We start from the raw sequence: 20538 nt of genomic DNA on the forward strand, positions 1-20538 counted from the left end.
GCCTCAACACTCCGCCAGGAGAACGTCAAGATCGGCGGTCGATTGCCGGCCGACATCGGCGCCGTGCTCGCGGAGAAACGCATCCGCGGCCAGGCGACCCTCGGCTCGGAGCATCGAGACGAACTCCCATTCTGCATTGAGCTTCGACGAGGCGCCAAACTTCGCCAGCATGTCGCTCTTGACCCGGTGCGTCCGCATCTTCGCCCAGCGCGAACCCTCGCCGCTGCCGGGATCGGCCGCTTGGCGTAGCAGCGCGATCATGCGCAGCTCCTTCATCAGCGGCGAGTTGAAGGAGATTTCGTTGACGCGATTGAGGATCTCCGCCGCGGTGCGTGGCTCCTCCAGCCGTTCGGTCGGATTGATCTGGACGAGTATGGTGTCGTGCGCATCACTCTCGCGGACCAGCGGCGTGATGGTGGGGTTGCCGGCGAAGCCGCCGTCCCAGTAAGGCTCGCCGTCGATCTCGATCGCGCGAAACATGGTAGGCAGGCAGGCCGATGCGAGCAGCACGTCTGCCGTGATCTCGGCGTTGCGAAAGATTCGTCCGCGCCCAGTGCGCACCCGCGTCGCCGTGATGAAGAGCTGGATCGGCGAGCGCGCCAGCCGTTCGAAATCGATACTCTCGGCCAGCACTGCGCGCAGCGGATTGTAACCGGTCGGATTGAGATCGTAGGGCGACAGCACCCGCGACATCAGGTCGGTGAAGATGTAGAAGGGCGAGGTATCGAGCGTCCAGCGTCCCATCAGCCTGTCGAACGGTGAGCGCTGCAATGGGCTGAAGGCAGCAGCCTTCGAGACACGGCGCCAATATCGTTCCAGCGCCTCGCGCGCGCCCTCTGCTCCACCAGCCGTCCATCCATCAACCAGCACCGCCGCATTCATTGCGCCAGCCGATGTGCCGGAGATCGCGGCGATGGTGAGCCACTTCTCCTCCAGCAGGCGGTCGAGCACGCCCCAGGAGAAAGCGCCGTGCGAGCCGCCGCCTTGAAGTGCGAGATCGATCAGTACGGCGTCGCGTTCCATGGCGGACACTCACGCAACTGAGGCTCAAATTCGACGTGATTGGAACACGTCGAAGACGATACAGTTTAGAGAGTTTAAGCCGGACAATGCAACCGGAACGTGACGGCGCGCTAGTGCTCGAACACCAGCCGCGCGCCAACCGTGCCTTCGAGTGCACGAATCTGCGCCAGCAGCGCGCCTGAGTCCTGGCCACCGAGGTCGGCATCGAGCACGACGTAGCCGAGGTCGCCGGCGGTCTCCAGATATTGCGCGGCAATGTTGATGTCGCGCTGGAGGAAAACCTCGTTCAGCCGGCGCAGCATGCCCGGCACGTTGCGATGGACATGGCTGAAACGGGCGCCGGACGGGCGCAGATGCAGCTGTACCTCCGGGAAATTCACCGCGCCCATGGTCGAGCCGGTGATGAAAAAGTCGACCAGCTTGCGCGCGACCTCGCCGCCGATGCGCTCCTGCGCCTCCTCGGTCGAGCCTCCGATATGCGGAGTGAGGATGACGTTATTAAGGCCCTGCACCGGGCTCTTGAAACGCTCCGAGTTCGACGACGGCTCGACCGGGAACACATCGATGGCCGCGCCCGCAATGTGGCCATCGCGCAAGGCGCCCGCGAGCGCGTCGAGATCGACCACCGTGCCGCGGCTGTTGTTGATCAGGAACGAGCCCGGCTTCATCGCCCGCAGCTCCTTCTCGCCGATCATGCCCGCGGTCTCCGGCGTCTCCGGCACGTGCAGGCTGACCACGTCGCTCTGCGCCAGCAGCTCTTCCAGCTTCTCCACCGGCTCGGTGTTGCCGTGGCGAAGCTTGTCGGTGCGGTCGTAATAGATCACCCGCATGCCCATGGCTTCGGCGAGCGTCGAGAGCTGCGAGCCGATATTGCCATAGCCGATGATGCCGAGCGTGCGGCCGCGGACTTCGCGGCTACCGGCCGCGGACTTGTCCCAGCCGCCCTCATGCGCCGACACCGAGCGCGGGAAGATCTGCCGCAGCAGCATCACGATCTCGCCGATCACGAGCTCGGCGACGCTACGCGTGTTGGAGAACGGCGCGTTGAACACGGGAATGCCGCGCTTGCGCGCCGCCAGGAGATCGACCTGGTTGGTGCCGACGCTGAAGCAGCCGACCGCGAGCAGCCCGTCGGCGGCTTCCAGCACCTCGTCGGTGATCTGGGTGCGGGAGCGGATGCCGAGCAGCGACACTCCCTTGAGCGCCTGGCGCAGGGCATCGCCATCCAGCGCCTTGGTCAGACGCTCGACATTGGTGAAGCCTGCGCCCTTGAACAGATCCACGGCGCTATCGTTGACACCTTCAAGCAGCAGCGCCTTCGCGCTCCGCTCAGGGCTTTGGCCTGGGGCTGGCATGGAATCTCCTGAAATGACGGCTTTGCCGCAGCTCTTAGACCGCGGACGAGGCCGAGCACAATAGGGTTTGGATACGGGGATATCCTGACCTGGCGGTAGTCAGATTTGGCGGTAGTCAGATCACGTAGAACCCGTGCGTGCCGTCGCGGCGGAGCTGCTCGACGAGGCCATATTCCCAGTCGAGATAGGCCTGCATTGCCTTCTCCGCAACATCAGTGCCCTCATAGGGGCGACGGTAGCGATGCGCGGGGTCTGGCTTCGGCAGGACGAGGGGCGGGCCGACCTCGAGTGGGCCGCCATAGCCGCCTTCGAGGACGTAGACCTCCCAGCCCATCTGCGCGAGCCAGGACGCCGTCATATCGGCGCGCACGCCCCTGTCGTCGGTCAAGAGGAGGCGCGCGCCACGCACCGGCGCTGCCATGTCGGTTTCCTGCACGAGCTGGCCGCCGGGATAGTGGCGAAAACCCGGGAGATGACCGGCGGCATATTCCTCGGCATCGCGCACGTCGAAGCGATAGAGCGTGCGACCGGTCGCTGCGACCAGCGCCGCCATCTCGTTCTCGCCGATATGACGGACGCCGGCGCGATAGGCGACATCGCGCGCATTGGCCGGGCCCCCTTCAAATGAGCCAATCGCGCCCCGCCGGTCAGCACCGCGATTGAGCGTGTGCCGCGCCAGCGTCCAGCCGATCGTGCCGTTGCGCAGCGCCCGCACCTTGTTGGGCACGCCGGCATTGATCAGCGACTGGGTGCCGATGATCGAGCGGGTGCGGCCGGCGCAATTGACGATGATGGTGGTGTCTGGATCGGGCGCGGCCTGGCCGGCGCGCAACACCAGCTCCGCACCGGGCACGCTCACCGAGCCCGGAATGTTCATGGTCGCATATTCGTCGAAGCGACGAACGTCGAGAATGGCAATGTTGGCCTTGTCCGCGATCAGTTTTGCCACCTCGTCGGCGCTGAACGAGGGTGTGTGGCGGCGCGCCTCAACCAGCTCGCCGAACGCCTTTGAATAGGAATTGACGTCCTCGAACAGCTCGTAGCCCGCCGCGCGCCAGGCTTTCAGCCCGCCATCGAGCGCGCGGACATTGCTGTAGCCGAGCGCGGCAAGACGTTCGGCGCCATCAGCGACCAGCCCCTCGCCATCATCATAGAGCACGATCCGCGCGTCCTTGCGCGGCAGCCTCACCGCGGCCTCAACCGCGATCCGGTCCACGGCCATGTTCGCCGCGAACAGCGGATGGCCGGTGGCGAAGGCCGACTCAAACCGGAGATCGAGCAGTGCGATCTCCTCACGCAGCAGCAGCGCGCGACGGACATCGGCGGGAGTGACGGTCGAAAGCTTCATGGCGTGGGCCCTGAAAGGAAGACCAGAAGCTTTTGAACCATTGCCGTGATGTTGGCTAGTCAGATCAGAAAATCGGGCAATCGCCAGTTTGCCACACGTATCGCACTAGTCACATTCATATGTGGCGGCGACGCCCGAAAAGTCGAGTTGCGTGAGTGCATCCCGGTCAATCCAAAAATGAAGCACACAGCCGATGTTGGAGTGCCAATCGAAGAAGGCAGCATCACCCTGCACTTGGAGCAACAGCATATCTTCCAGATGGACCTCCGTCGCATCTTGCGGACCGCTGCCGTATCCCAGCATCTGATGGAGCGCTGTTCCAAAATGACGGCGCTGCCCCTCTTCCACGGTCGGCGCTTTCCAATGATTCTGTCGCTCGAGGTTCGCGACATACTCGAAAGGAGCGTCGTCGCAAGCGTCATCGCCCTGGGTCGCCATACAACGGATCGTGTGGTTGATGGCGTAGCCCAGATCCTCCGCAATTTGCCCCGCATATGTGCGTACCTGCCTGTCTATCCTCTCGTAGGCCTGCACGACGTCGAGCCACCACGACCTGAAGGCCGTCTTCGTATCCGCATCGACCTCGTCCATTGGGGTCAGTGCCCGGCAACGTTCAAGCCATCCGATCGCGCCGACGCGTAGACGCTTGAGCTCTGTAGCCACCTCGTCGGTAATCGGCTTGTAGTAAGATCCAGGTGTCAGATCACGCTGGACACGCGACAAGATTGAGCGAACCACATAGTTGATCAGAAGCCAGTTGAAGGGCCAATCCTCGTCTTTCTCATAGTCGCGCGCCCTTCTAGACTGAAGGAGATCCGGCGCCCGCGGCTCACCCGGGCCTAACACCCTGCACAATTCCTCGATCATGAATTCGCCCCCAGCGGCATCCTGATCGGAATAGACGTCGCGAAACGGCAGGAACGAAAGCGGGTACTTGAATTCGACTTTGGAATGAAAATCGAGCGCCGGATCGAGCCATCTGACTTGAGCGTCTCCGTCAGTCCCTGCCAGCGGCATGAGATTGGGTGGTGGCGAGCGGCCAGGATGCGCGCCACCGCCGGTCGGACTATAGAGGACACGGCAAGGAGGATTCCCTTCACCGACGAATACCGAGCTGCAAAAGAAGAAGAGCGTGCCTCGCTTCGGAAGTGGCGACCAACCTGAACCAGGCACTTCAGCCAAGTCAATCTGAGCGACAAAGGTGAGAGCTACCGTCTCTGGCGTCTCATTCGCCGTGACTTCCGCCACAGGCCACTCGAACTGCGGCGGAAGCTTGGGAAGTCCGCCAAAGAAACTTCTCGCCGGATGTGCAAGCGGCACGGGCAAATCGTTCCGTCTGACGAGCACTGCCGGCAGCGCTGCCTCTTCAAGTTCATCTCGTTCGGATCGTGCCATTAAGCCACCACGACTTACGCGTGCAGAAGTCGGATCGAACCATTTCGCGAAGCCTTGGACAAGCGTTTCTTGTCCAAGACGTGGGACGACCTTGGCGACACCGGAGCGACCGATCATCGCGCGCTCGATGAGCCGTCAGCAGGGAGCGTTGCGATCACTCGCCCGGAACGAGCCGCCCGTGCAGCGGCTGCGCCGAACGCTGCAACTTGCGGCGCGAGGCGTACAAGAGCACGCCGGTGATCGCGAACAGCGGCATCAGCGCTGCGGCTATCATGAACGCAAGCTTGCCCGGCCAGCCCAGGATCGCGCCGCGATGGATGTCGAGCACGCTCGCAATGGCCTTTTCGCCCAGGGTTTTGTCGGCATAGCGCTCAGCAGAGATGAGCTGGCCGGTAACTGCATCGATGCGGAATTCGTTACGCTCGCTTTCGAGCGTGGCGTCCTTTGGCCACGACCGGATCCGCATCACTGTGCCAGGACCTGCAGGAAGCGTGAGTTGCACCCTGGCAAAGCCGCCGCTCTCCTCACGCAGGAGAGTCGACCACGCACGATCGAACCAGACCGGCTGAGCCGGCTCGGAACGACCGGATAGGCGCGGCTGCTTCAGCTGCATCTTCACGGCCGCCACATGAGGCCGAGCCAGCAACCAGACGACGCTGTCCTTGTACCAGTCGAACGAGTACCACAGCCCGGTGATCGCCATCACCAGATAGACCAGCAGCACCCAGGTGCCGACGACGGCATGCAGCGAACGATGCAGGCCGCGGCCGCTGAGGGTGAGGTTCGGCTTCAGCCACATCTTCACGCTGCTCGCCCGACGCGGCCAGCGCAGCACGAGGCCCGAGACCAGCATCGCGATGAGGCCGAGCGCGGCGATGCCGGTGATCTGGCGACCCCAGCCCCTGGCATCGCCAGATATCAGCAACCAGCGGTGCAGCCGACGCACCATCGCAAAATAATCCTCGCCGCGCGGGACGCCGAGCACCCTGCCGTCATAAGGATCTACATAGAGCGATGACGGCCGCCCGCCCTGCTCGTCGCGTGCGAAGCGGATATGAACGGCCGCCGAAGGATTGCTCGACAACGTGATGCCCGCGACCTTGCCGGCGTCAGGTACGGCCTTCAGACGCGACACCAGCTCATCCGGCAACAGAGCCGGTGTCGTCCGCGGGACGACCTGCATGATGCCGGCATTCAGGTGGTCGACGATCTCGTCCTCGAAGCTCATGGTCACGCCGGTCAGCGCGATCAAGGAGAGCAGCAGTGCGAGCACGAGGCCGGCAATGGAGTGAAGCTGGAGCAGTGCCGCCCTGATCTTGCGCCCGACCTGATGTTGTATCGCCATGGCTAGAACTTCACCGTTGCCGACAGCGAGATGCGGCGGCCATCGCCCATCGCGACGTTCAACGCGTTTCCGGTGGTGGAGGTGTAGTAGACCTTGTCGAACAGGTTCTTGACGTTGAACTGATAAGTCACGGGCACGTTGTCGACCTTGGCGTCGTAGGTCACGAAGATGTCTGCGACGGTGTAGGCGGGCAGGAAGAACGTGTTGGCGGCGTCGCCCGGCCGGTCGCCGACATAGTGTGCGCCGCCACCGAGCCGCAGGCGTCCGGGCAACCGGTCGCCGAAATCGTAGACGAGATAGAGCGACGCCGTGTTCATCGCGGCGTTCAGCAATTTTGCGTTGCCGACGACGGGATCGTTGATCAGGCGCGCATCGGTATAGCCGTAGCTGCCGATCATGCTCCATTCGTCAGTCAGCCGGCCGGTGACGTCCAGTTCGACACCGCGCGACCGCGCCGCACCGGAGGCGCGCCCTGTCGACTTGCCGTTGCCGAGGTCATCCAGCACCAGCACATTCTTTTTCTGGATATCGTAGACCGCCAAAGTGCCCGACAGCCGCTTGTTGACGTCGAACTTCAAACCGGTCTCCCACTGCGTTCCCTCCTCAGGCGCAATGGTGGAGTCAACGACGAAGCCGCTGGTGAAAGCCGCGATGGTCGAGGTCGGCTTCAGCGATTGCGTGTAGCTCACATAATAGGAGAGCTGCTCATTCAGCTTGACGATGAGCCCGCCGAGCGGCAGCACCTTGTCGCCCGAAAGGTTCGTGTTGGTGATGAAGACAGGCCGGCCTTTTCCGGCGAGTTGCTCATATTGCATCCAGCGCACGCCGCCAACCATGGACAGCCAGTTGGTGAGATGGAACGTGTCCTGGGCGAAGAAGCCGCGCGTGCCGAGCTTGTCGGTCTGCTCGCTGTCGGTTGGCGAGATTGTCGTGCCCGGCGTGACGAGCCCGTAGACCGGGTTGTAGAAATTGAAGCTCGGCGTCGCCTGACGGATCAAATCGTGGCGATCGATCGTACGATACAGCGCCTCGCCGCCGAACAGGATCTCGTTGCGGAAGCCGCCGGCCCAGACATCACCCTGCATATAGGACGTGCCGTAACTGGCGTTGCTCAGTGAGTTCTGGGTGCCGTCATTGCTGCGGGTCTCGACGCCGGTCTTGGCGTTGACGCCGATGACGCGGAGCTGGTTGGCGCTGTACGTCTCGGTGTTATAGCTGTAGGCCGCCGTGACCTTCCAGGTGTCGTCGAGCTTCTGCTCGACCGAGCCCTGCACCAGATCGGGCGTGCCCCACATGTTGTTGAATGGCTCGTCGAGCCGCCGCGTCTTCGAGATCGCCAGCGGGGCGCCGTTGACGAAGGCAGTGCCGCGGTCGAATGGCGTGATGAATTCCCGGTGCTCATAGGTGAGCTGGACCGTCGTGGCCTCGCCGTACCAGGCGAGCGACGGGTTCACCAGCATCTCCCGGTGACGGCCGAAATTGCGCCAGTAGTCCTCGCTGACGCCGTAACCGATGAAGCGATAAGCGAGCCCGCCATCGCCGATTGGGCCGGTGACATCGAGTGTGCCGTCGGCACCGTTGCGATTGTTCGCGTAGGTCGAGCCCAGCAGCGAGACCGCGCCGTGCTGGTACAGTTCCGGACGCTTGCTGATGGTGTTGACGATGCCGCCGGGATCCATAATGCCATAGAGCAGCGAGGCCGGCCCCTTCAGCACCTCGACACTGTCGACCGCAGCGTTCAGGCTGCGTCCCTGCACCAGCGGCATGCCGTTGCGCATGATCGAGCCGTCGCGGTTGTCGCCGAAGCCGCGGCGGATCACCGCGTCCTGGGTGCCGGCGAGCGTATTGGTCTGGGTGATGCCGCTGATGTTGACCAGCGCATCGTCGATGTTGCGCGGCAGCTGGTCCTTCAGGACCTGCGCAGGCACGACATTGACGGACTGCGAGGTATCGAGCGGCGATGCGCCCGAGCGCAACGTGGTCGCGCTTGGCATCGCGCGATAGCCGAGCTTTGCGGCCTGTTGTGCGGCGGCGTCCGCCGCGGCGCGTTCGGAGAACATCAGAGATGCGGATGGAACGGCCGTTGGGCTACGGCGCAGGACCGCCTGTGTCCGCCGTTGAGACTGCTGCGACGCGCGCGACGGTTTCGGCCGCTGCGTCGGTGCTTCCACATTCACCGGCGGCAGCGCCGTTTGCGCCTTCGCGACGGTCGTGCTGGAGTTGTATTCGGCGAGCAACACGGCCGCACCGATGAGAAGACTTGCACGGCTCTTGCCGGCGCGATTTCGATGACCTCTGACGCGAGGGCCATCCACAGGGGCACGCACTTTCAATTCACTTCCAAGTCACGGCATTGACGCTGGCGCATCTAGCAGCGACTGCGAATGAAGAGAACTATAGGTGGACTTGAATAGCTCTAGTGTTGAAACGTTCTAACAACAGGAACGATCGCATGATAATGCAGGCAATCATCGCCGAATTGACCACACGGAGCGCGCAGAAATGAACTGGCTTCATCTCGTTTCCTATTTTTGGGGCGGCGCATTTCTGGCGAACGCCACTCCACATCTTGTCAGCGGCCTGCGCGGCGAACCGTTCCAGACGCCGTTTGCGACGCCGCGGGGAGAAGGTCTGTCTTCGTCGACGGTCAACGTGCTCTGGGGTTTCTTCAATGTGACGGTCGGATATCTCCTCGTCTGCCGAGTCGGGGAGTTCGCCCTGCTTGATACGGCCGATGTCGTCGCGCTCGGGCTCGGCGCGCTGATCCTCGGCCTTTTCCTCGCGCGGCGGTTCGGCCAATTCCACGGCGGCAACACGCCCACGGGGTCATGAGCGTGCCAGGCGCGGGCACATTTCGCTCACTGCGGAACTACAATTACCGTGTTTGGGCTGCGGGAGCGCTGGTGTCCAACACCGGGACGTGGATGCAGCGCGCCGCGCAGGACTGGCTCGTTCTCACCGAGCTGACACGACACAATGCGCAGGCCGTCGGCATCGTAATGGCGCTCCAGTTCGGACCGCAGCTCCTGCTGATGCCGTGGACCGGATTTGCCGCCGATCATTTCAATCAACGGCGGCTTCTGGTCGCGACCCAGGCGACGATGGGACTGCTGGCGCTGGTGCTTGGCCTTCTCACGGTCACCGGCCTTGTGCAGCTCTGGCACGTCTATGTGTTCGCCTTCCTGTTCGGCTGCGCCGCGGCCTTCGACGCTCCGGTGCGCCAGACTTTCGTGGCCGAGCTGGTCGGCGACGGGGAACTCTCCAACGCGATCGCGCTGAACTCGACGTCCTTCAATGCCGCGCGGATGGTCGGGCCCGCGATCGCGGGAATCGTCATCGCCTCGATCGGCACCGGCTGGGCCTTCCTGCTCAACGCTGCATCCTTCGTGGCGGTGCTCTGCTCGCTCGCACTGCTGCGCACGTCGGAGCTTCGCCCGAATGCACGAGCGCACCGAGCACCGGGCGGCATGACGGAAGGTTTTCGCTACGTGTGGTCGCGCAGGGATCTCAGGGCGATCATGATCATGCTGTTCCTGATCGGGACGTTCGGACTGAACTTCCCGATCTTCATCTCGACCATGGCGGTCAGCGTCTTCCACACCGACGCGCGCGGCTTTGGCCTGTTATCGTCGACGATGGCGGTCGGCACGATCTCGGGCGCGCTGCTGGCTGCCGGGCGAGCGCAGCCGAAATTCATCTCGCTGCTAATGGGAGCCGCAACGTTTGGCGCCGGATGCACGCTGGCCGCGCTTGCGCCGAGCTATTGGCTGTTCGGAGGCACGCTGGTTTTGATCGGCGTTGCCGCGCTCACGGTCACCAACACCTCGAACGCCATGATGCAGCTCTCCACAGAACCGCGGATGAGGGGGCGCGTCATGGCATTGCGGCTCGGCGTCGCGCTGGGCGGCACGCCGATCGGCGCACCGATTGTCGGATGGGTGGCGGATCATCTCGGCCCGCGCTGGGCGCTCGGCGTGGGAGCGGCGGCAGGTTTTGCCGCCGCGCTCGTCGCGGTGCGCGCCATGTCAGCGCGCGCCGCGGACGATCACAGCGATCAAACGCGCGCTTAGGCGATCGCCGGGTTGGTCAGCTCGTCGAGCTTCGCCTTGAGCGCGGCGCCGTCGGACAATGCGCGAAGCGGCGGGCGCACGCGGAGCCAGCCGGCATCGCCGGTCTGCGCAGCGAGGATGGCCTTCAGCGTCGTCAGGAAGGACGGCGACTTCACCACGATATCGACAGCGGCCTGCATGCGCGCCTCGACGTCCTTGTCATCGATCATCGCCTTGACCAGCTCCGGCGCGATATTGGCCATGCCGCAGATGGTGCCGGCACCGCCACCGGCGATCGCGCGCGCGATATCGGTTTCGTTGCCGACGGTGATGGCAAGCTCGGGTGCCGCTGCACGGAACGCCTGGAATTGCTTGAAGTCGCCGCTGGAGTCCTTCAGGCCCGCAACCGTTTTGCCGTAACGCTTGCGCAAATTCGCGGCGACACTGGTCGGGATCGCGACGCCTGAGATCTGCGGGATGTGATAGAGGTAGGCGCGCAGGCGATCATCGGCGACGCCGTCAATGACAGCGGCGAAGGCATCCTCGATGCCCTCAGGCGTGGCGCTGCGATCGAAATAAGGCGGCAGGATCAGAACGTGTCGCAGGCCGAGGCCGAGCACGGCGCGCGCCAGCGCTATGCTGTCGCTGATGGCGGGAAAGCCGCCGCCGATGCCGATGCGCTCCGCCGGCACGCCCGCCTTGAGGACGGCTTCGATGGTCGCGATGCGTTCGTTGACATTGAAAGAGGTGCCCTCGCCTGTGGTGCCGAACAACACGACGCCGTCGACGCCCTTGCCGAACAGCTGCTTGGCGTGAGCGGCGAGCTTGGTGGAATCCACGCTGCCGTCCGGCGCCAGCGGCGTCGCCGACGCCACCCAGAATCCGCGAATTGCCTCCGTCATAGCACCACCCATCGTTACGGCTCCGGAACAAACCCCTGATCGATAACGATCTTCGGGGGCGACCGGACCTTGTTTTTGCTTTACTTTTTATCTTGTACCTTACATACAAGACAGGCGCAAACGCTTTCCGCCGGCTCAACGCGCATGAGGCGCAGCCAAATTTAGAGGAGGTCTCGCATGAACATGGTGACCCCTGTCGGATATCCCGAGCCACTGCTCGCAGCCTTGCGCGATAAGCTCGGCGCTGCGGCCGTGCTCACCGGCAGCGACGTGCCCGCGCGCAATTGCAACGACTGGAGCGCGAGCCTGCCGCAAACGCCGCTGGCGGTGATCCGACCGCTTGATGCGCAGGGTGTTGCCGATGCGATTGCGGCCTGCCGACAGGCGCGCCTGCCCTTCGTGCCGCAGGGCGGCTTGACCGGGCTCTGCCGCGGCGCCGCGCCCGAAGCGGGCTGGATCGCGATCTCGCTGGAGCGCATGACCGGCATCGAGGAGATCGATCGCGCCTCGATGACGATGACGGTGAAGTCAGGAACGCCGCTGGAGACGATCCAGAAGGCCGCCGACGAGGCCGGCTTGTTCTTTCCGCTTGACCTCGGCTCGCGCGGCTCCTGCGCCATCGGCGGCAATCTCTCGACCAATGCCGGCGGCAACCGCGTCATCCGCTACGGCATGACGCGCGAGTTGGTGCTCGGCCTCGAAGTTGTGCTGCCCGACGGCACCATCATCACCAGCCTCAACAAGCTGATGAAGAACAACGCCGGCTACGATCTGAAGCACCTCTTCATCGGCTCGGAAGGCACGCTCGGCATCATCACCCGCGTGGTGCTGAGACTGTTCCCGAAACCGCGCTCGACCATGGCCGCGCTCTGCGCATTGAAGGACTATGCCGCTGTGATCGCGCTGCTCGATGCCGCCCGCAGCGGGCTCGGCCCGTTGCTGTCGGCCTTCGAAGTGATGTGGCCGGATTATTGGGACGTGATCACGAATCGCGCAGGCGTCAAGCCGCCGGTCGCCGCAGGTCAGGGTCTCTATGTGCTGGTCGAGGCGCAGGGCACCGACGAGAGCGTCGATGCGCCGCGTTTCCAGGCCTGGCTCGAGGAGCTGATGGAGCGGGGCCTGCTGGTCGACGCGGCCGTGGCGCAATCGCTGGCGCAGACGCAAGCGTTCTGGCGCGTGCGCGACATCTGCGCCGAGTTCGGCCAGGTGCTGGGGCCGCACATCTCCTACGACATCGGTCTTGCGGTGGCGCGGATGGACGCGTTCGCCACGCGCTGCAAGGCGGCGCTGGCTTCCGGCATCAAGGGCTGCGAAAGCGTCTATTACGGCCATGTCGGCGACGGCAATCTGCACCTCGTCTCCTGGGTCACGGGCCTTCCCGTCGAGCAGCAGCCCAAGGAGGAGATGGACACCATCATCTATGGCCTCGTGCGTGACATGGGCGGCAGCGTGTCCGCCGAGCACGGCATCGGCACGCTGAAGAAGAAGTGGCTGGGACATGCCCGTAGCGAGGCGGAGATCGCGCTGATGCGGACGCTGAAGGCCGCGCTCGATCCTGATCATCTGCTCAACCCCGGCAAGGTGATCTGAGGGGACAATGCGATCGCTCAAGCTCGATGCGCCGAAATCGCTGTCGCAGCGGGTGATGCTGCGGCTGCGGCAGGCCATTATCGACGGCGAGTTCGCGCTCGGTGCCGCCATCTCGGAGGAGATGGTGGCGAACTCATTCGGCGTCAGCCGCACGCCGGTGCGGGAGGCGATGGGCCAGTTGCAGGCTCAGGGGCTGGTGGTGATCCGGCCGCAGGTCGGCAGCTTCGTGTTCACGCCCAGCGCCGAGGACATCACCGCGCTCTGCACCTTCCGCATCGCGCTCGAGCCCAAAGCCGCCGAACTCGCCTTTCGCCACGACCGCGACGGCGCCATCGCGACCCTGAGCGGGGCGATCGCGGCGATGGAGCCGGCGGTTGAGGCCAAGGACAACATCGCCTATGGCCGCGCCGACGCTGCCTTTCACGAAGGCCTGTTCGCGCATTGCGGCAATCGCTATCTCGCCGAATCCTACCAGCTCGTCTCGGGGCGCGTGGCGGCGCTCCGCACCAACCTGACCTCACCGATCGACGTGCGCACCCGCTCGTCGTTCGACGAGCATCGCAAGCTGCTCGATCTGTTCGCGCGCGGGGAGTTTGCGGCGTTCGAAGCGGCGATGACCACGCACATCACCAATTCGGGCGTAGTCTACGCCAAAGCCTTGAAGGTGGAGACGCCGGCGGCGAATTGAGCGGCTATTCCCCGCCCCGTGGTCCCGGCCTGTCGAGAAAATCCAGCGCCGTGTTGATCTGTTCGAGCTGGTGCTCAATTTTGTCGCGGTCCTCGACCGACGGCGCCTTCTCGAGCTGTTCGACAAGCTTCTGCTTCCGCGACAGCAAATTCTCTATGACTGTACTCACAGCTCCCCCATCGCCCGAGGCGAATATCGAGGCAACCCGGATCGTGGGCACGGGCGCGCGCAAGCCGGGCTCGCCACGGCCCCTAAGTCAGAATGTGCGCGGACCCGGATCGTTCCTGCAAATGAACCACTGCGCGGGTGGTGAGCCGGCCACGACGGCCGAGGTCCAGCCGGCGCTCGCGAAGGGTTAATGCGCCCGAACGAGGACGGAACCGCCATCTTTCACGCTCCCGTCGGTTGTATTCGCGCGTCCGGAGTCCTATGCGTAGGCCCCATGGACACCCAGATCATCACCGCCGACAAGCCCCTGATGGCACAGGCGCGCCCGCGCAAGCCGGCGCCGTTCCTCCCCATGAGCCGCGCCGAGATGGACGCGCTCGGCTGGGACGAATGCGACATCGTGCTGGTGACCGGGGACGCCTATGTCGACCATCCGAGCTTCGGCATGGCCATCATCGGCCGGCTGCTGGAGGCGCAGGGCTTTCGCGTCGGCATCATCGCCCAGCCGGACTGGCACTCGGCCGAGCCGTTCAAGGCACTCGGCAAGCCAAAGGTGTTCTTCGGCGTTACCGGCGGCAACATGGACTCCATGGTGAATCGCTACACCGCGGACCGCCGCATCCGCAGCGACGACGCCTACACCGCCGGCGGCGAAGGCGGCAAGCGGCCGGACCGCTGCACCATCGTCTACGCCCAGCGTTGCCGCGAGGCGTTCAAGGACGTGCCGATCGTGCTCGGCGGCATCGAGGCCTCGCTGCGCCGGATCGCGCATTACGATTACTGGTCGGACAAGGTGCGCCGCTCGGTGCTGGCCGACGCCAAGGCCGATCTGCTGCTCTACGGCAATGCCGAGCGCGCCGTCGTCGAAGTGGCGCACCGTCTCGCCGCCGGCGATGCACCGCGCGAGCTCGATGATATCAGGGGCGTCGCGCTGTTCCGCCGGGTGCCCGAAGACTATGCCGAGCTGCACGCCGACGATCTCGATTCCGCCGACGAAGGCGCCACGCGCCAGAAGGGCGCAACCGTGATCCGCCTGCCGGCACTGGAGCAGGTCGAGCAGGACAAGGAAGCCTACGCCCGCGCCTCACGCGTGCTGCACCGGGAGAGCAATCCCGGCAATGCGCGGCCTCTGGTGCAGCGTCACGGCGACCGCGATCTCTGGCTCAACCCGCCGCCGATCCCGCTGACCTCAGAGGAGATGGACGCGGTCTACGATCTGCCCTACGCCCGCGCGCCGCATCCGTCATATGGCGAGGCGAAGATCCCGGCCTGGGACATGATCAAGTTCTCGGTGACGATCATGCGCGGCTGCTTCGGCGGCTGCACCTTCTGCTCGATCACCGAGCATGAGGGCCGCATCATCCAGAACCGCTCGGAAGGATCGATCCTGCGCGAGATCGAAAAGATCCGCGACAAGACGCCGGGCTTCACCGGCGTGATCTCCGACATCGGCGGCCCCACCGCCAACATGTACCGGATGGCCTGCAAGGACCCGAAGGTCGAGGCCGCGTGCCGGCGGCCATCCTGCGTCTTCCCCGAGATCTGCCCGAACCTCAACACCTCGCATGACGATCTCATCCGCCTCTATCGCAAGGTGCGCGAGACCAAGGGCATCAAGAAAGTGATGGTCGCCTCGGGCGTGCGCTACGACCTCGCGGTCGAGAGTCCCGAATACATCAAGGAGCTCGTCACCCATCACGTCGGCGGCTATCTCAAGATCGCCCCTGAGCATACCGAGCGCGGCCCGCTCGACAAGATGATGAAGCCCGGCATCGGCGCCTACAACAAGTTCAAGCGGATGTTCGACGAGGCCGCCGAGCGCGCCGGCAAGAAATATTACCTGATCCCCTATTTCATCGCGGCACATCCGGGCACGACCGACGAGGACATGATGAACCTCGCGCTGTGGCTGAAGAAGAACCGCTATCGCGCCGATCAAGTGCAGACCTTCCTGCCCTCGCCGATGGCGACGGCCACCGCGATGTACCACACCGGCGTCAATCCCTTGCGCGGCGTGCGCCACGGCGGCAGCGACAGGGTCGAGGCGATCAAGGGCCTGCGCCAGCGCCGCCTGCACAAGGCGTTCCTGCGCTATCACGACCCTGATAACTGGCCGGTGCTGCGCGAGGCCCTGATCGAGATGGGCCGCCGCGACCTGATCGGCTCGCGTCCCGACCAGCTCGTCCCCGCCCACCAGCCGCCCGGCACCGGCAAGGCCGCCGGCACCAGGCGCCCCCTTCGCCCAGGCGGCAAGACGCAGAAGTTCACGACCAAGGGCATACGGCTGATGAAGTAGCGCGCTCCCGCGCGCCTGCTAGAGATCGAGCACCACCGCCCCCGACACGGCATCGGTGACGCCGCGCCCCTGGCCCTGGTCCTCGAGCACCGACCTGAAACTGTCGAGCGTCTTGATCATCGCCGATCGCGCCGCAACCATTGCGTCCTGACTGGACCATTGGCCGATCAGGCAAAAGGTCTGCTCGCCGGTCTTGATGATGACGCCATGTTCAAGGCCCGGCCATTTGGCCTTACCGTTCCGGTGTGCATCGAGGAAGGCGGCCTCCTCACCCTGCTTCACCCTGAACTTCACCACATTGTAAGCCTGCATGGTGCGTCTCCTGAAAATGGATTGATGAAAGGCGAGCGCCGGACGGGTCGGGCTCGGACCGATAGTTTTGCACCCTGGAAGCAAAAAGTCGAAAACAACCCCATGCACAGTAGCCCGCGAGTGCGAAATCAAGGGCTTGAACTGCTACGAGGCCGAGTCGAGCGGTCATCGTGCTTGAGCGGGCGTTCGCGCGAAAAATTTCCGTAAAACCGAAAATCGCTTGAGGCGTCGGGCAAAACAGGTGTAGGATGGAATCATCGCGGCCTGTGGCAAGTGCCCGCTCCCGTCACAGCTCGACACGCATCTGCTCGCCAGATCCAATCGGCAAAATGGGTGATGAGCTGCATCCCGCACAACACCATCGGAGAGATCATCGACATGGCGGCGAGTGAAATCAACCCGATCCGGTCAGAGCGCGATAAATTTTGGACAGCACCTCAGACCTCCGGGATTTGCGGATTGACGATCGGCGCGTGGTCCGGGTTGTGGATATGGATGTCCGGAAGAGGCTTCGCCGACGCCTTGCCAAACTGAGAGGCAATGTGACTAACGAGGCCCTGGCACACGGATTTATCTGCCGTCTCATTGTTCACACCGACCTCGAACGTCCCGCCGATGACGACGTGATCGGCACGCGGGAACATGTATCCATCCTGACCATACAAATATTGCAACGCGGGCTGCGGGGGCAACATCGCCAACTGGCCCTTGATCGGGACCATCTTCGGATCGCTCATCAACGTCATCGAGCCGAGCCCGGTGCAATTGACGACGATCGTTTCCGGCACCGACGCGATGATATCCGACCTGTTGACGAATTTCTTGTTCACGAACGTCGTGCCGCGCGCCCGCAGATCTGCTTCGAGCTTCGCAAGAAAGATCGGCGGTTCGATCAGCAAGGTCTGGTAGACGAAGCCAGGCTTGGTATGGCCCTCGAACGGCTCCCTTGGAAGCGATTCCCTCGGCTTGATGAGACCGGGCGCCAGCTGGATCACGACATCCAGATTATGCGACGGCGTGGCCGAATAGTTCGGCCGCTCGCTGACGCCAAAGCCCTGGCCGATGCTCGCCTTGAAGGTCGTGTATGCGAACCTGATGATGTCCGTGAGTTCCTGTTGCTTGCCCGCGAATTCCACCACCGACACGGCCCACTGGCCGCCGGCCTTGGATGACGTAGTCTGCAGCGGCGCGCGGTCCGAATAGATCGTGACCGTCAGACCGAGATCGGCAAGCAGCGTGGCGGCGGTCAAGCCCATCACCCCTGCACCCAGGACGGCCACTTTCCTATTGGGCGAGCCAACCAGATGGCTCCTGACGATATCCCGCACCTTGGAGGCGCAGCCCCAGCTCAACGTAATACCGGCACCGCCATGCCCGTAGTTGTGGACGAAGAATTTACTCGAGATCGTCTCGGCGTCGAGACGGTAGGATCCGTTGCGATACGGCCGTACGCCGGCGATACATGCGCCGGGCTGGTCGGCATCGAAGGTGAAATCGGGCGTCGGCAAATTGGGCGTTGCTGGCATGTCCGGTCCTCGCGAAACCCATGAACGTCTGCACCAAGCGGACTTGGTGTCAGATTGCAACTTTAGCCCAATCGCATTTTTCGGCCATGTGAAGTGGTTCACAACCTTCGGTCGCAGCCTGCTCTAACGTTGCAGACTAAAGCGCGATGAGATTGGTTTGAATCGTCATCGCGCTTTAGCTCCTTGTTTGAGCATGATCTGTTCGGAAAACCGCTTCACACTTTTGCGGATCATGCTCTGACGGGATCTGCTCAACCGGCCGGGAGCGCTGGAGCCACCTCGCTCTTCTCGCTTTCAGGAGGCAAGCAAGGTCCGACGCGACATCAAGACTGACTATCTTCGGTGAGGAGACGCCATGTCCAAAATCCCTGGATTTTGTTCGGTTCTGCTTTTGGGACTGTCAGTTGCAGCGAGCGCTCTTGCGCAGCCTGCGGGAACCGACGACGCCGATATGAAGAAAGAGAAGCTCTTTCCAGTCGGCAACGGAACAGGACTCACGCATTTTCGAGTCGTCATGCCCGGGGTCCTGTATCGCGGCGGCACCGAAGGTTCTCGCGCTGGTGTCGACGGTCCACGCCGACCGCTGCAAAATCAATCTCTTCAGGCACTTTGCAAAGCCGGCTTCTCGCAGGCAGTGTACGCGTATCGAACCGGATGGAACGGAACCGAGAATGTCAGCTGCGCTGCTAATTCGCTCCAATATGACTATCACCAGTGGGACAACCGCGCGGCCTTGAGAACGGTGTTCGTCAAGCTCCATGACATCATCACTCAAGGCAAGGGGGCGATGTACGTCCATTGCTGGTATGGCCTGCACGCTTCCGGTTTTATCTCGGCCGCGGCCCTCACTCAATTTTGCGCTCCAGCGGGATGGGATTCCCACAAAGCGGCCGACTATTGGGATAGCGTGATCCCGCCCAAGATCCGTTATCCAAAAGAGCACGACCAAGTCGCGAATTTCGTACGGTTCACCGATCCAGAGCTGCAAATTTCCGAGCAGGACGCGGCTCGCGTCTGTCCGCAATACCATTGAGGCAAGCGCTCTGCGCTGAACCGCAGCCAGTCGCCGCGGTCGGCGCGGCGGATGGAAGTTGCGAATGCAAACCAATCGGAGAACTCGCGCCAGCGGGTTTTCCTCCACGTGCCAGGCGAGACTGGGAGGACACGCGATGAAACCAGTGCGTTTCACTCAGCTTCTACTGCTGCCGCTGCAGCTCCTGGGTTCGGCATACGCCCATGCCGGCTTGTCGGTCGACCCTGCGCGCGGCGAACAGACCATGCAGATTCCGGTGCCCGGCAGAAATGCCGAGATTTGCGTCGTTCCCAAGCACCTCGCCGCAGGGAGATATTTCGACAAGGACATCGAGATCGAGAGTCGGCTTTGCAATATCGACGAGCATCAGAATTCCGCTGTTTGTCCGAAACTCAACAGCACCAATCCGGGTCTTGACCTCTATTCACTCCCCCAAGGAGGCACTCCCCAACAGGTCGAGGCCGCTCGTTGCAACACTGCCGGCGCCCACAAGATAGCCAAATACAAGCTGAGCTCCAGCTGCAGCTACACGCCATCCATCCTCGGCTACTACCATCTGTCGCGCATGCTCGGTGGCATCGCTGACGTACCTCCGGCAGTTCTGCGCACGTTTGACCTGCAAAATCATATTGCCCTCGGTCGCGCGGCTCTGGCGGAGACCGCCTCGAACAGTCTTATTCATCAGACTTGGGCAAGCCTGATGGCGCAATTGACGGCAGGCGCGAATGGCAAGAGGCGGGATTCTCTGTTAACCGCCGACTTCACCCAATCGTATGGCGCCCTTAGCGAAAATCCAAAGCACGAAAGCTTCTATAAGGAGTTCTTCAACGGCGGAGCCAACAACGTAGCCCGCGCGTCGAACTTCCGCGACAAGAACCCGATCGTGCAAATGCTGGCCCACAACGCGGACATCAGTACGTTGGTGGGACGAAGTTTCACAACCGAAAACGTTCAGAAGATGGTACAGCTCAAGGATGCCGCGGACTTGATCGTGATCGACACGCTGATGAACCAGCAGGATCGCTTCGGCAACATCCACTATCTTACGACCTATTACTACATCGACGCTGCCGATCTGGACGCGGATGGCAGCCCCAAGCTGAAGTCGAGCAAGAACTTGACGCCCGAAGAGGCTGCGAAACTGGGAGCCGTTCAACTCAAGAAGATGCTCCTGAAAGACAATGACTGCGGGGTCGCAAAGGAGAATGTTGCAAATCAAGTCGGCCTGGCCGGTCGCATTGCGCACATCGATCCAAGGACCTACCTCCTTCTTCAGCAACTTGACGCTGTTGCCGATTCCGCTGAAACGAAGGATTTCTTCGTCCGAGAACTGGTTTTTACTGCCGACGATTACGCCAACATCCGAAAGAATCTGAAGGACCTTGCGACCAAGCTGCATCAAGCATGTCTAAAAGGCGGCCTGAAGCTCGATTTGGATCTGCAGGCCCACTTCTCGAACCAAACAGTCAAAGTCACGAGTTGCGAGCCGTGAGAGCGACCACTCCGAT

Annotated in this window: 17 protein-coding genes; 7 read left to right on the forward strand and 10 right to left on the reverse strand. The window is 63.0% G+C overall.

Annotated features, from left to right (window positions below; genetic code table 11):
- Nucleotides 1-3: 3 nt before the first annotated feature.
- From XI06_RS42315 to XI06_RS42340, 6 genes are all read right to left on the reverse strand, one after another.
- Nucleotides 4-1023 (reverse strand): patatin-like phospholipase family protein, encoded by a 1020-nt coding sequence (locus tag XI06_RS42315; RefSeq protein WP_271607989.1) that lies wholly within the window; start codon nucleotides 1021-1023, stop codon nucleotides 4-6.
- 110 nt (nucleotides 1024-1133) lie between these two features.
- Nucleotides 1134-2378, reverse strand: coding sequence for a phosphoglycerate dehydrogenase (gene serA / locus XI06_RS42320; RefSeq protein WP_237859667.1), 1245 nt, complete (start codon nucleotides 2376-2378; stop codon nucleotides 1134-1136).
- A 115-nt stretch (nucleotides 2379-2493) separates the two neighbouring features.
- On the reverse strand, nucleotides 2494-3726 hold the full coding sequence (locus tag XI06_RS42325) for a rhodanese-like domain-containing protein (protein WP_237859669.1): 1233 nt from the start codon (nucleotides 3724-3726) through the stop codon (nucleotides 2494-2496).
- 105 nt (nucleotides 3727-3831) lie between these two features.
- Nucleotides 3832-5238 (reverse strand): DUF1963 domain-containing protein, encoded by a 1407-nt coding sequence (locus XI06_RS42330; protein ID WP_271607990.1) that lies wholly within the window; start codon nucleotides 5236-5238, stop codon nucleotides 3832-3834.
- Nucleotides 5239-5275: 37 nt separating this feature from the next.
- Nucleotides 5276-6466, reverse strand: a complete 1191-nt coding sequence (locus tag XI06_RS42335; RefSeq protein ID WP_271607991.1) for a PepSY-associated TM helix domain-containing protein — start codon at nucleotides 6464-6466, stop codon at nucleotides 5276-5278.
- 2 nt (nucleotides 6467-6468) lie between these two features.
- On the reverse strand, nucleotides 6469-8793 hold the full coding sequence (locus tag XI06_RS42340; RefSeq protein WP_237859674.1) for a TonB-dependent siderophore receptor: 2325 nt from the start codon (nucleotides 8791-8793) through the stop codon (nucleotides 6469-6471).
- 175 nt (nucleotides 8794-8968) lie between these two features.
- Between XI06_RS42340 and XI06_RS42345 the strand changes: the two genes are divergently transcribed.
- Both XI06_RS42345 and XI06_RS42350 read left to right on the forward strand, forming a co-directional pair.
- Nucleotides 8969-9298 carry a hypothetical protein gene (locus XI06_RS42345; protein WP_237859676.1) on the forward strand — a complete coding sequence of 110 codons (330 nt, stop codon included), beginning with the start codon at nucleotides 8969-8971 and terminating at the stop codon, nucleotides 9296-9298.
- The gene (locus tag XI06_RS42350; RefSeq protein WP_237859678.1) at nucleotides 9295-10536 is read left to right on the forward strand and encodes an MFS transporter; all 1242 of its coding nucleotides are present in this window, start codon (nucleotides 9295-9297) and stop codon (nucleotides 10534-10536) included. The genes XI06_RS42345 and XI06_RS42350 overlap by 4 nt, the downstream gene beginning before the upstream one ends.
- Here XI06_RS42350 and XI06_RS42355 read toward each other — a convergent pair.
- Complete coding sequence (locus tag XI06_RS42355) at nucleotides 10533-11417, reverse strand: dihydrodipicolinate synthase family protein (RefSeq protein ID WP_237859680.1); 885 nt, start codon at nucleotides 11415-11417, stop codon at nucleotides 10533-10535. The two genes, XI06_RS42350 and XI06_RS42355, sit on opposite strands and share 4 nt — an antisense overlap.
- A 177-nt stretch (nucleotides 11418-11594) precedes the next feature.
- Here XI06_RS42355 and XI06_RS42360 point away from each other — a divergent pair, with 177 nt between their 5' ends.
- Together XI06_RS42360 and XI06_RS42365 are read left to right on the forward strand one after the other, a co-directional pair.
- Entirely contained in the window at nucleotides 11595-13007 is a 1413-nt protein-coding gene (locus XI06_RS42360) for an FAD-binding oxidoreductase (RefSeq protein ID WP_237859682.1), read from the forward strand.
- 7 nt (nucleotides 13008-13014) lie between these two features.
- The gene (locus XI06_RS42365; RefSeq protein ID WP_271607992.1) at nucleotides 13015-13695 is read left to right on the forward strand and encodes a GntR family transcriptional regulator; all 681 of its coding nucleotides are present in this window, start codon (nucleotides 13015-13017) and stop codon (nucleotides 13693-13695) included.
- 4 nt (nucleotides 13696-13699) lie between these two features.
- Here the strand turns inward: XI06_RS42365 and XI06_RS42370 are convergent, their stop codons facing one another.
- Nucleotides 13700-13927 (reverse strand): hypothetical protein, encoded by a 228-nt coding sequence (locus XI06_RS42370; protein WP_271607993.1) that lies wholly within the window; start codon nucleotides 13925-13927, stop codon nucleotides 13700-13702.
- Between the two features lie 210 nt (nucleotides 13928-14137).
- On the opposite strand from XI06_RS42370, the gene XI06_RS42375 reads away from it, so the two are divergent.
- Nucleotides 14138-16159, forward strand: a complete 2022-nt coding sequence (locus tag XI06_RS42375; RefSeq protein ID WP_271607994.1) for a YgiQ family radical SAM protein — start codon at nucleotides 14138-14140, stop codon at nucleotides 16157-16159.
- Nucleotides 16160-16177: 18 nt separating this feature from the next.
- Here the strand turns inward: XI06_RS42375 and XI06_RS42380 are convergent, their stop codons facing one another.
- Nucleotides 16178-16471 (reverse strand): DUF718 domain-containing protein, encoded by a 294-nt coding sequence (locus XI06_RS42380; protein WP_271607995.1) that lies wholly within the window; start codon nucleotides 16469-16471, stop codon nucleotides 16178-16180.
- Nucleotides 16472-16908: 437 nt separating this feature from the next.
- Nucleotides 16909-17997, reverse strand: a complete 1089-nt coding sequence (locus tag XI06_RS42385; RefSeq protein WP_237859697.1) for an FAD-dependent oxidoreductase — start codon at nucleotides 17995-17997, stop codon at nucleotides 16909-16911.
- A gap of 355 nt (nucleotides 17998-18352) precedes the next feature.
- Between XI06_RS42385 and XI06_RS42390 the strand changes: the two genes are divergently transcribed.
- Together XI06_RS42390 and XI06_RS42395 are read left to right on the forward strand one after the other, a co-directional pair.
- Nucleotides 18353-19030 carry a hypothetical protein gene (locus XI06_RS42390; protein WP_271607996.1) on the forward strand — a complete coding sequence of 226 codons (678 nt, stop codon included), beginning with the start codon at nucleotides 18353-18355 and terminating at the stop codon, nucleotides 19028-19030.
- A gap of 136 nt (nucleotides 19031-19166) precedes the next feature.
- Nucleotides 19167-20522 (forward strand): hypothetical protein, encoded by a 1356-nt coding sequence (locus XI06_RS42395; RefSeq protein WP_271607997.1) that lies wholly within the window; start codon nucleotides 19167-19169, stop codon nucleotides 20520-20522.
- Nucleotides 20523-20538 lie beyond the last annotated feature (16 nt).

The organism is Bradyrhizobium sp. CCBAU 11434 (assembly GCF_028128895.1).
In the GTDB taxonomy this organism is placed as follows: domain Bacteria; phylum Pseudomonadota; class Alphaproteobacteria; order Rhizobiales; family Xanthobacteraceae; genus Bradyrhizobium; species Bradyrhizobium zhengyangense.

What these genes read in the sequence shown, in the direction of transcription:
- XI06_RS42365 (WP_271607992.1), top strand. Translation starts at nt 13,015, where the DNA reads ATGCGATCGCTCAAGCTCGATGCGCCGAAATCGCTGTCGCAGCGGGTG.
- XI06_RS42380 (WP_271607995.1), bottom strand. Translation starts at nt 16,471, where the DNA reads ATGCAGGCTTACAATGTGGTGAAGTTCAGGGTGAAGCAGGGTGAGGAG.
- XI06_RS42330 (WP_271607990.1), bottom strand. Translation starts at nt 5,238, where the DNA reads ATGATCGGTCGCTCCGGTGTCGCCAAGGTCGTCCCACGTCTTGGACAA.
- XI06_RS42315 (WP_271607989.1), bottom strand. Translation starts at nt 1,023, where the DNA reads ATGGAACGCGACGCCGTACTGATCGATCTCGCACTTCAAGGCGGCGGC.
- XI06_RS42395 (WP_271607997.1), top strand. Translation starts at nt 19,167, where the DNA reads ATGAAACCAGTGCGTTTCACTCAGCTTCTACTGCTGCCGCTGCAGCTC.
- XI06_RS42355 (WP_237859680.1), bottom strand. Translation starts at nt 11,417, where the DNA reads ATGACGGAGGCAATTCGCGGATTCTGGGTGGCGTCGGCGACGCCGCTG.
- XI06_RS42385 (WP_237859697.1), bottom strand. Translation starts at nt 17,997, where the DNA reads ATGCCAGCAACGCCCAATTTGCCGACGCCCGATTTCACCTTCGATGCC.
- XI06_RS42360 (WP_237859682.1), top strand. Translation starts at nt 11,595, where the DNA reads ATGAACATGGTGACCCCTGTCGGATATCCCGAGCCACTGCTCGCAGCC.
- XI06_RS42325 (WP_237859669.1), bottom strand. Translation starts at nt 3,726, where the DNA reads ATGAAGCTTTCGACCGTCACTCCCGCCGATGTCCGTCGCGCGCTGCTG.
- serA (WP_237859667.1), bottom strand. Translation starts at nt 2,378, where the DNA reads ATGCCAGCCCCAGGCCAAAGCCCTGAGCGGAGCGCGAAGGCGCTGCTG.
- XI06_RS42350 (WP_237859678.1), top strand. Translation starts at nt 9,295, where the DNA reads ATGAGCGTGCCAGGCGCGGGCACATTTCGCTCACTGCGGAACTACAAT.
- XI06_RS42335 (WP_271607991.1), bottom strand. Translation starts at nt 6,466, where the DNA reads ATGGCGATACAACATCAGGTCGGGCGCAAGATCAGGGCGGCACTGCTC.
- XI06_RS42390 (WP_271607996.1), top strand. Translation starts at nt 18,353, where the DNA reads ATGTCCAAAATCCCTGGATTTTGTTCGGTTCTGCTTTTGGGACTGTCA.
- XI06_RS42345 (WP_237859676.1), top strand. Translation starts at nt 8,969, where the DNA reads ATGAACTGGCTTCATCTCGTTTCCTATTTTTGGGGCGGCGCATTTCTG.
- XI06_RS42375 (WP_271607994.1), top strand. Translation starts at nt 14,138, where the DNA reads ATGGACACCCAGATCATCACCGCCGACAAGCCCCTGATGGCACAGGCG.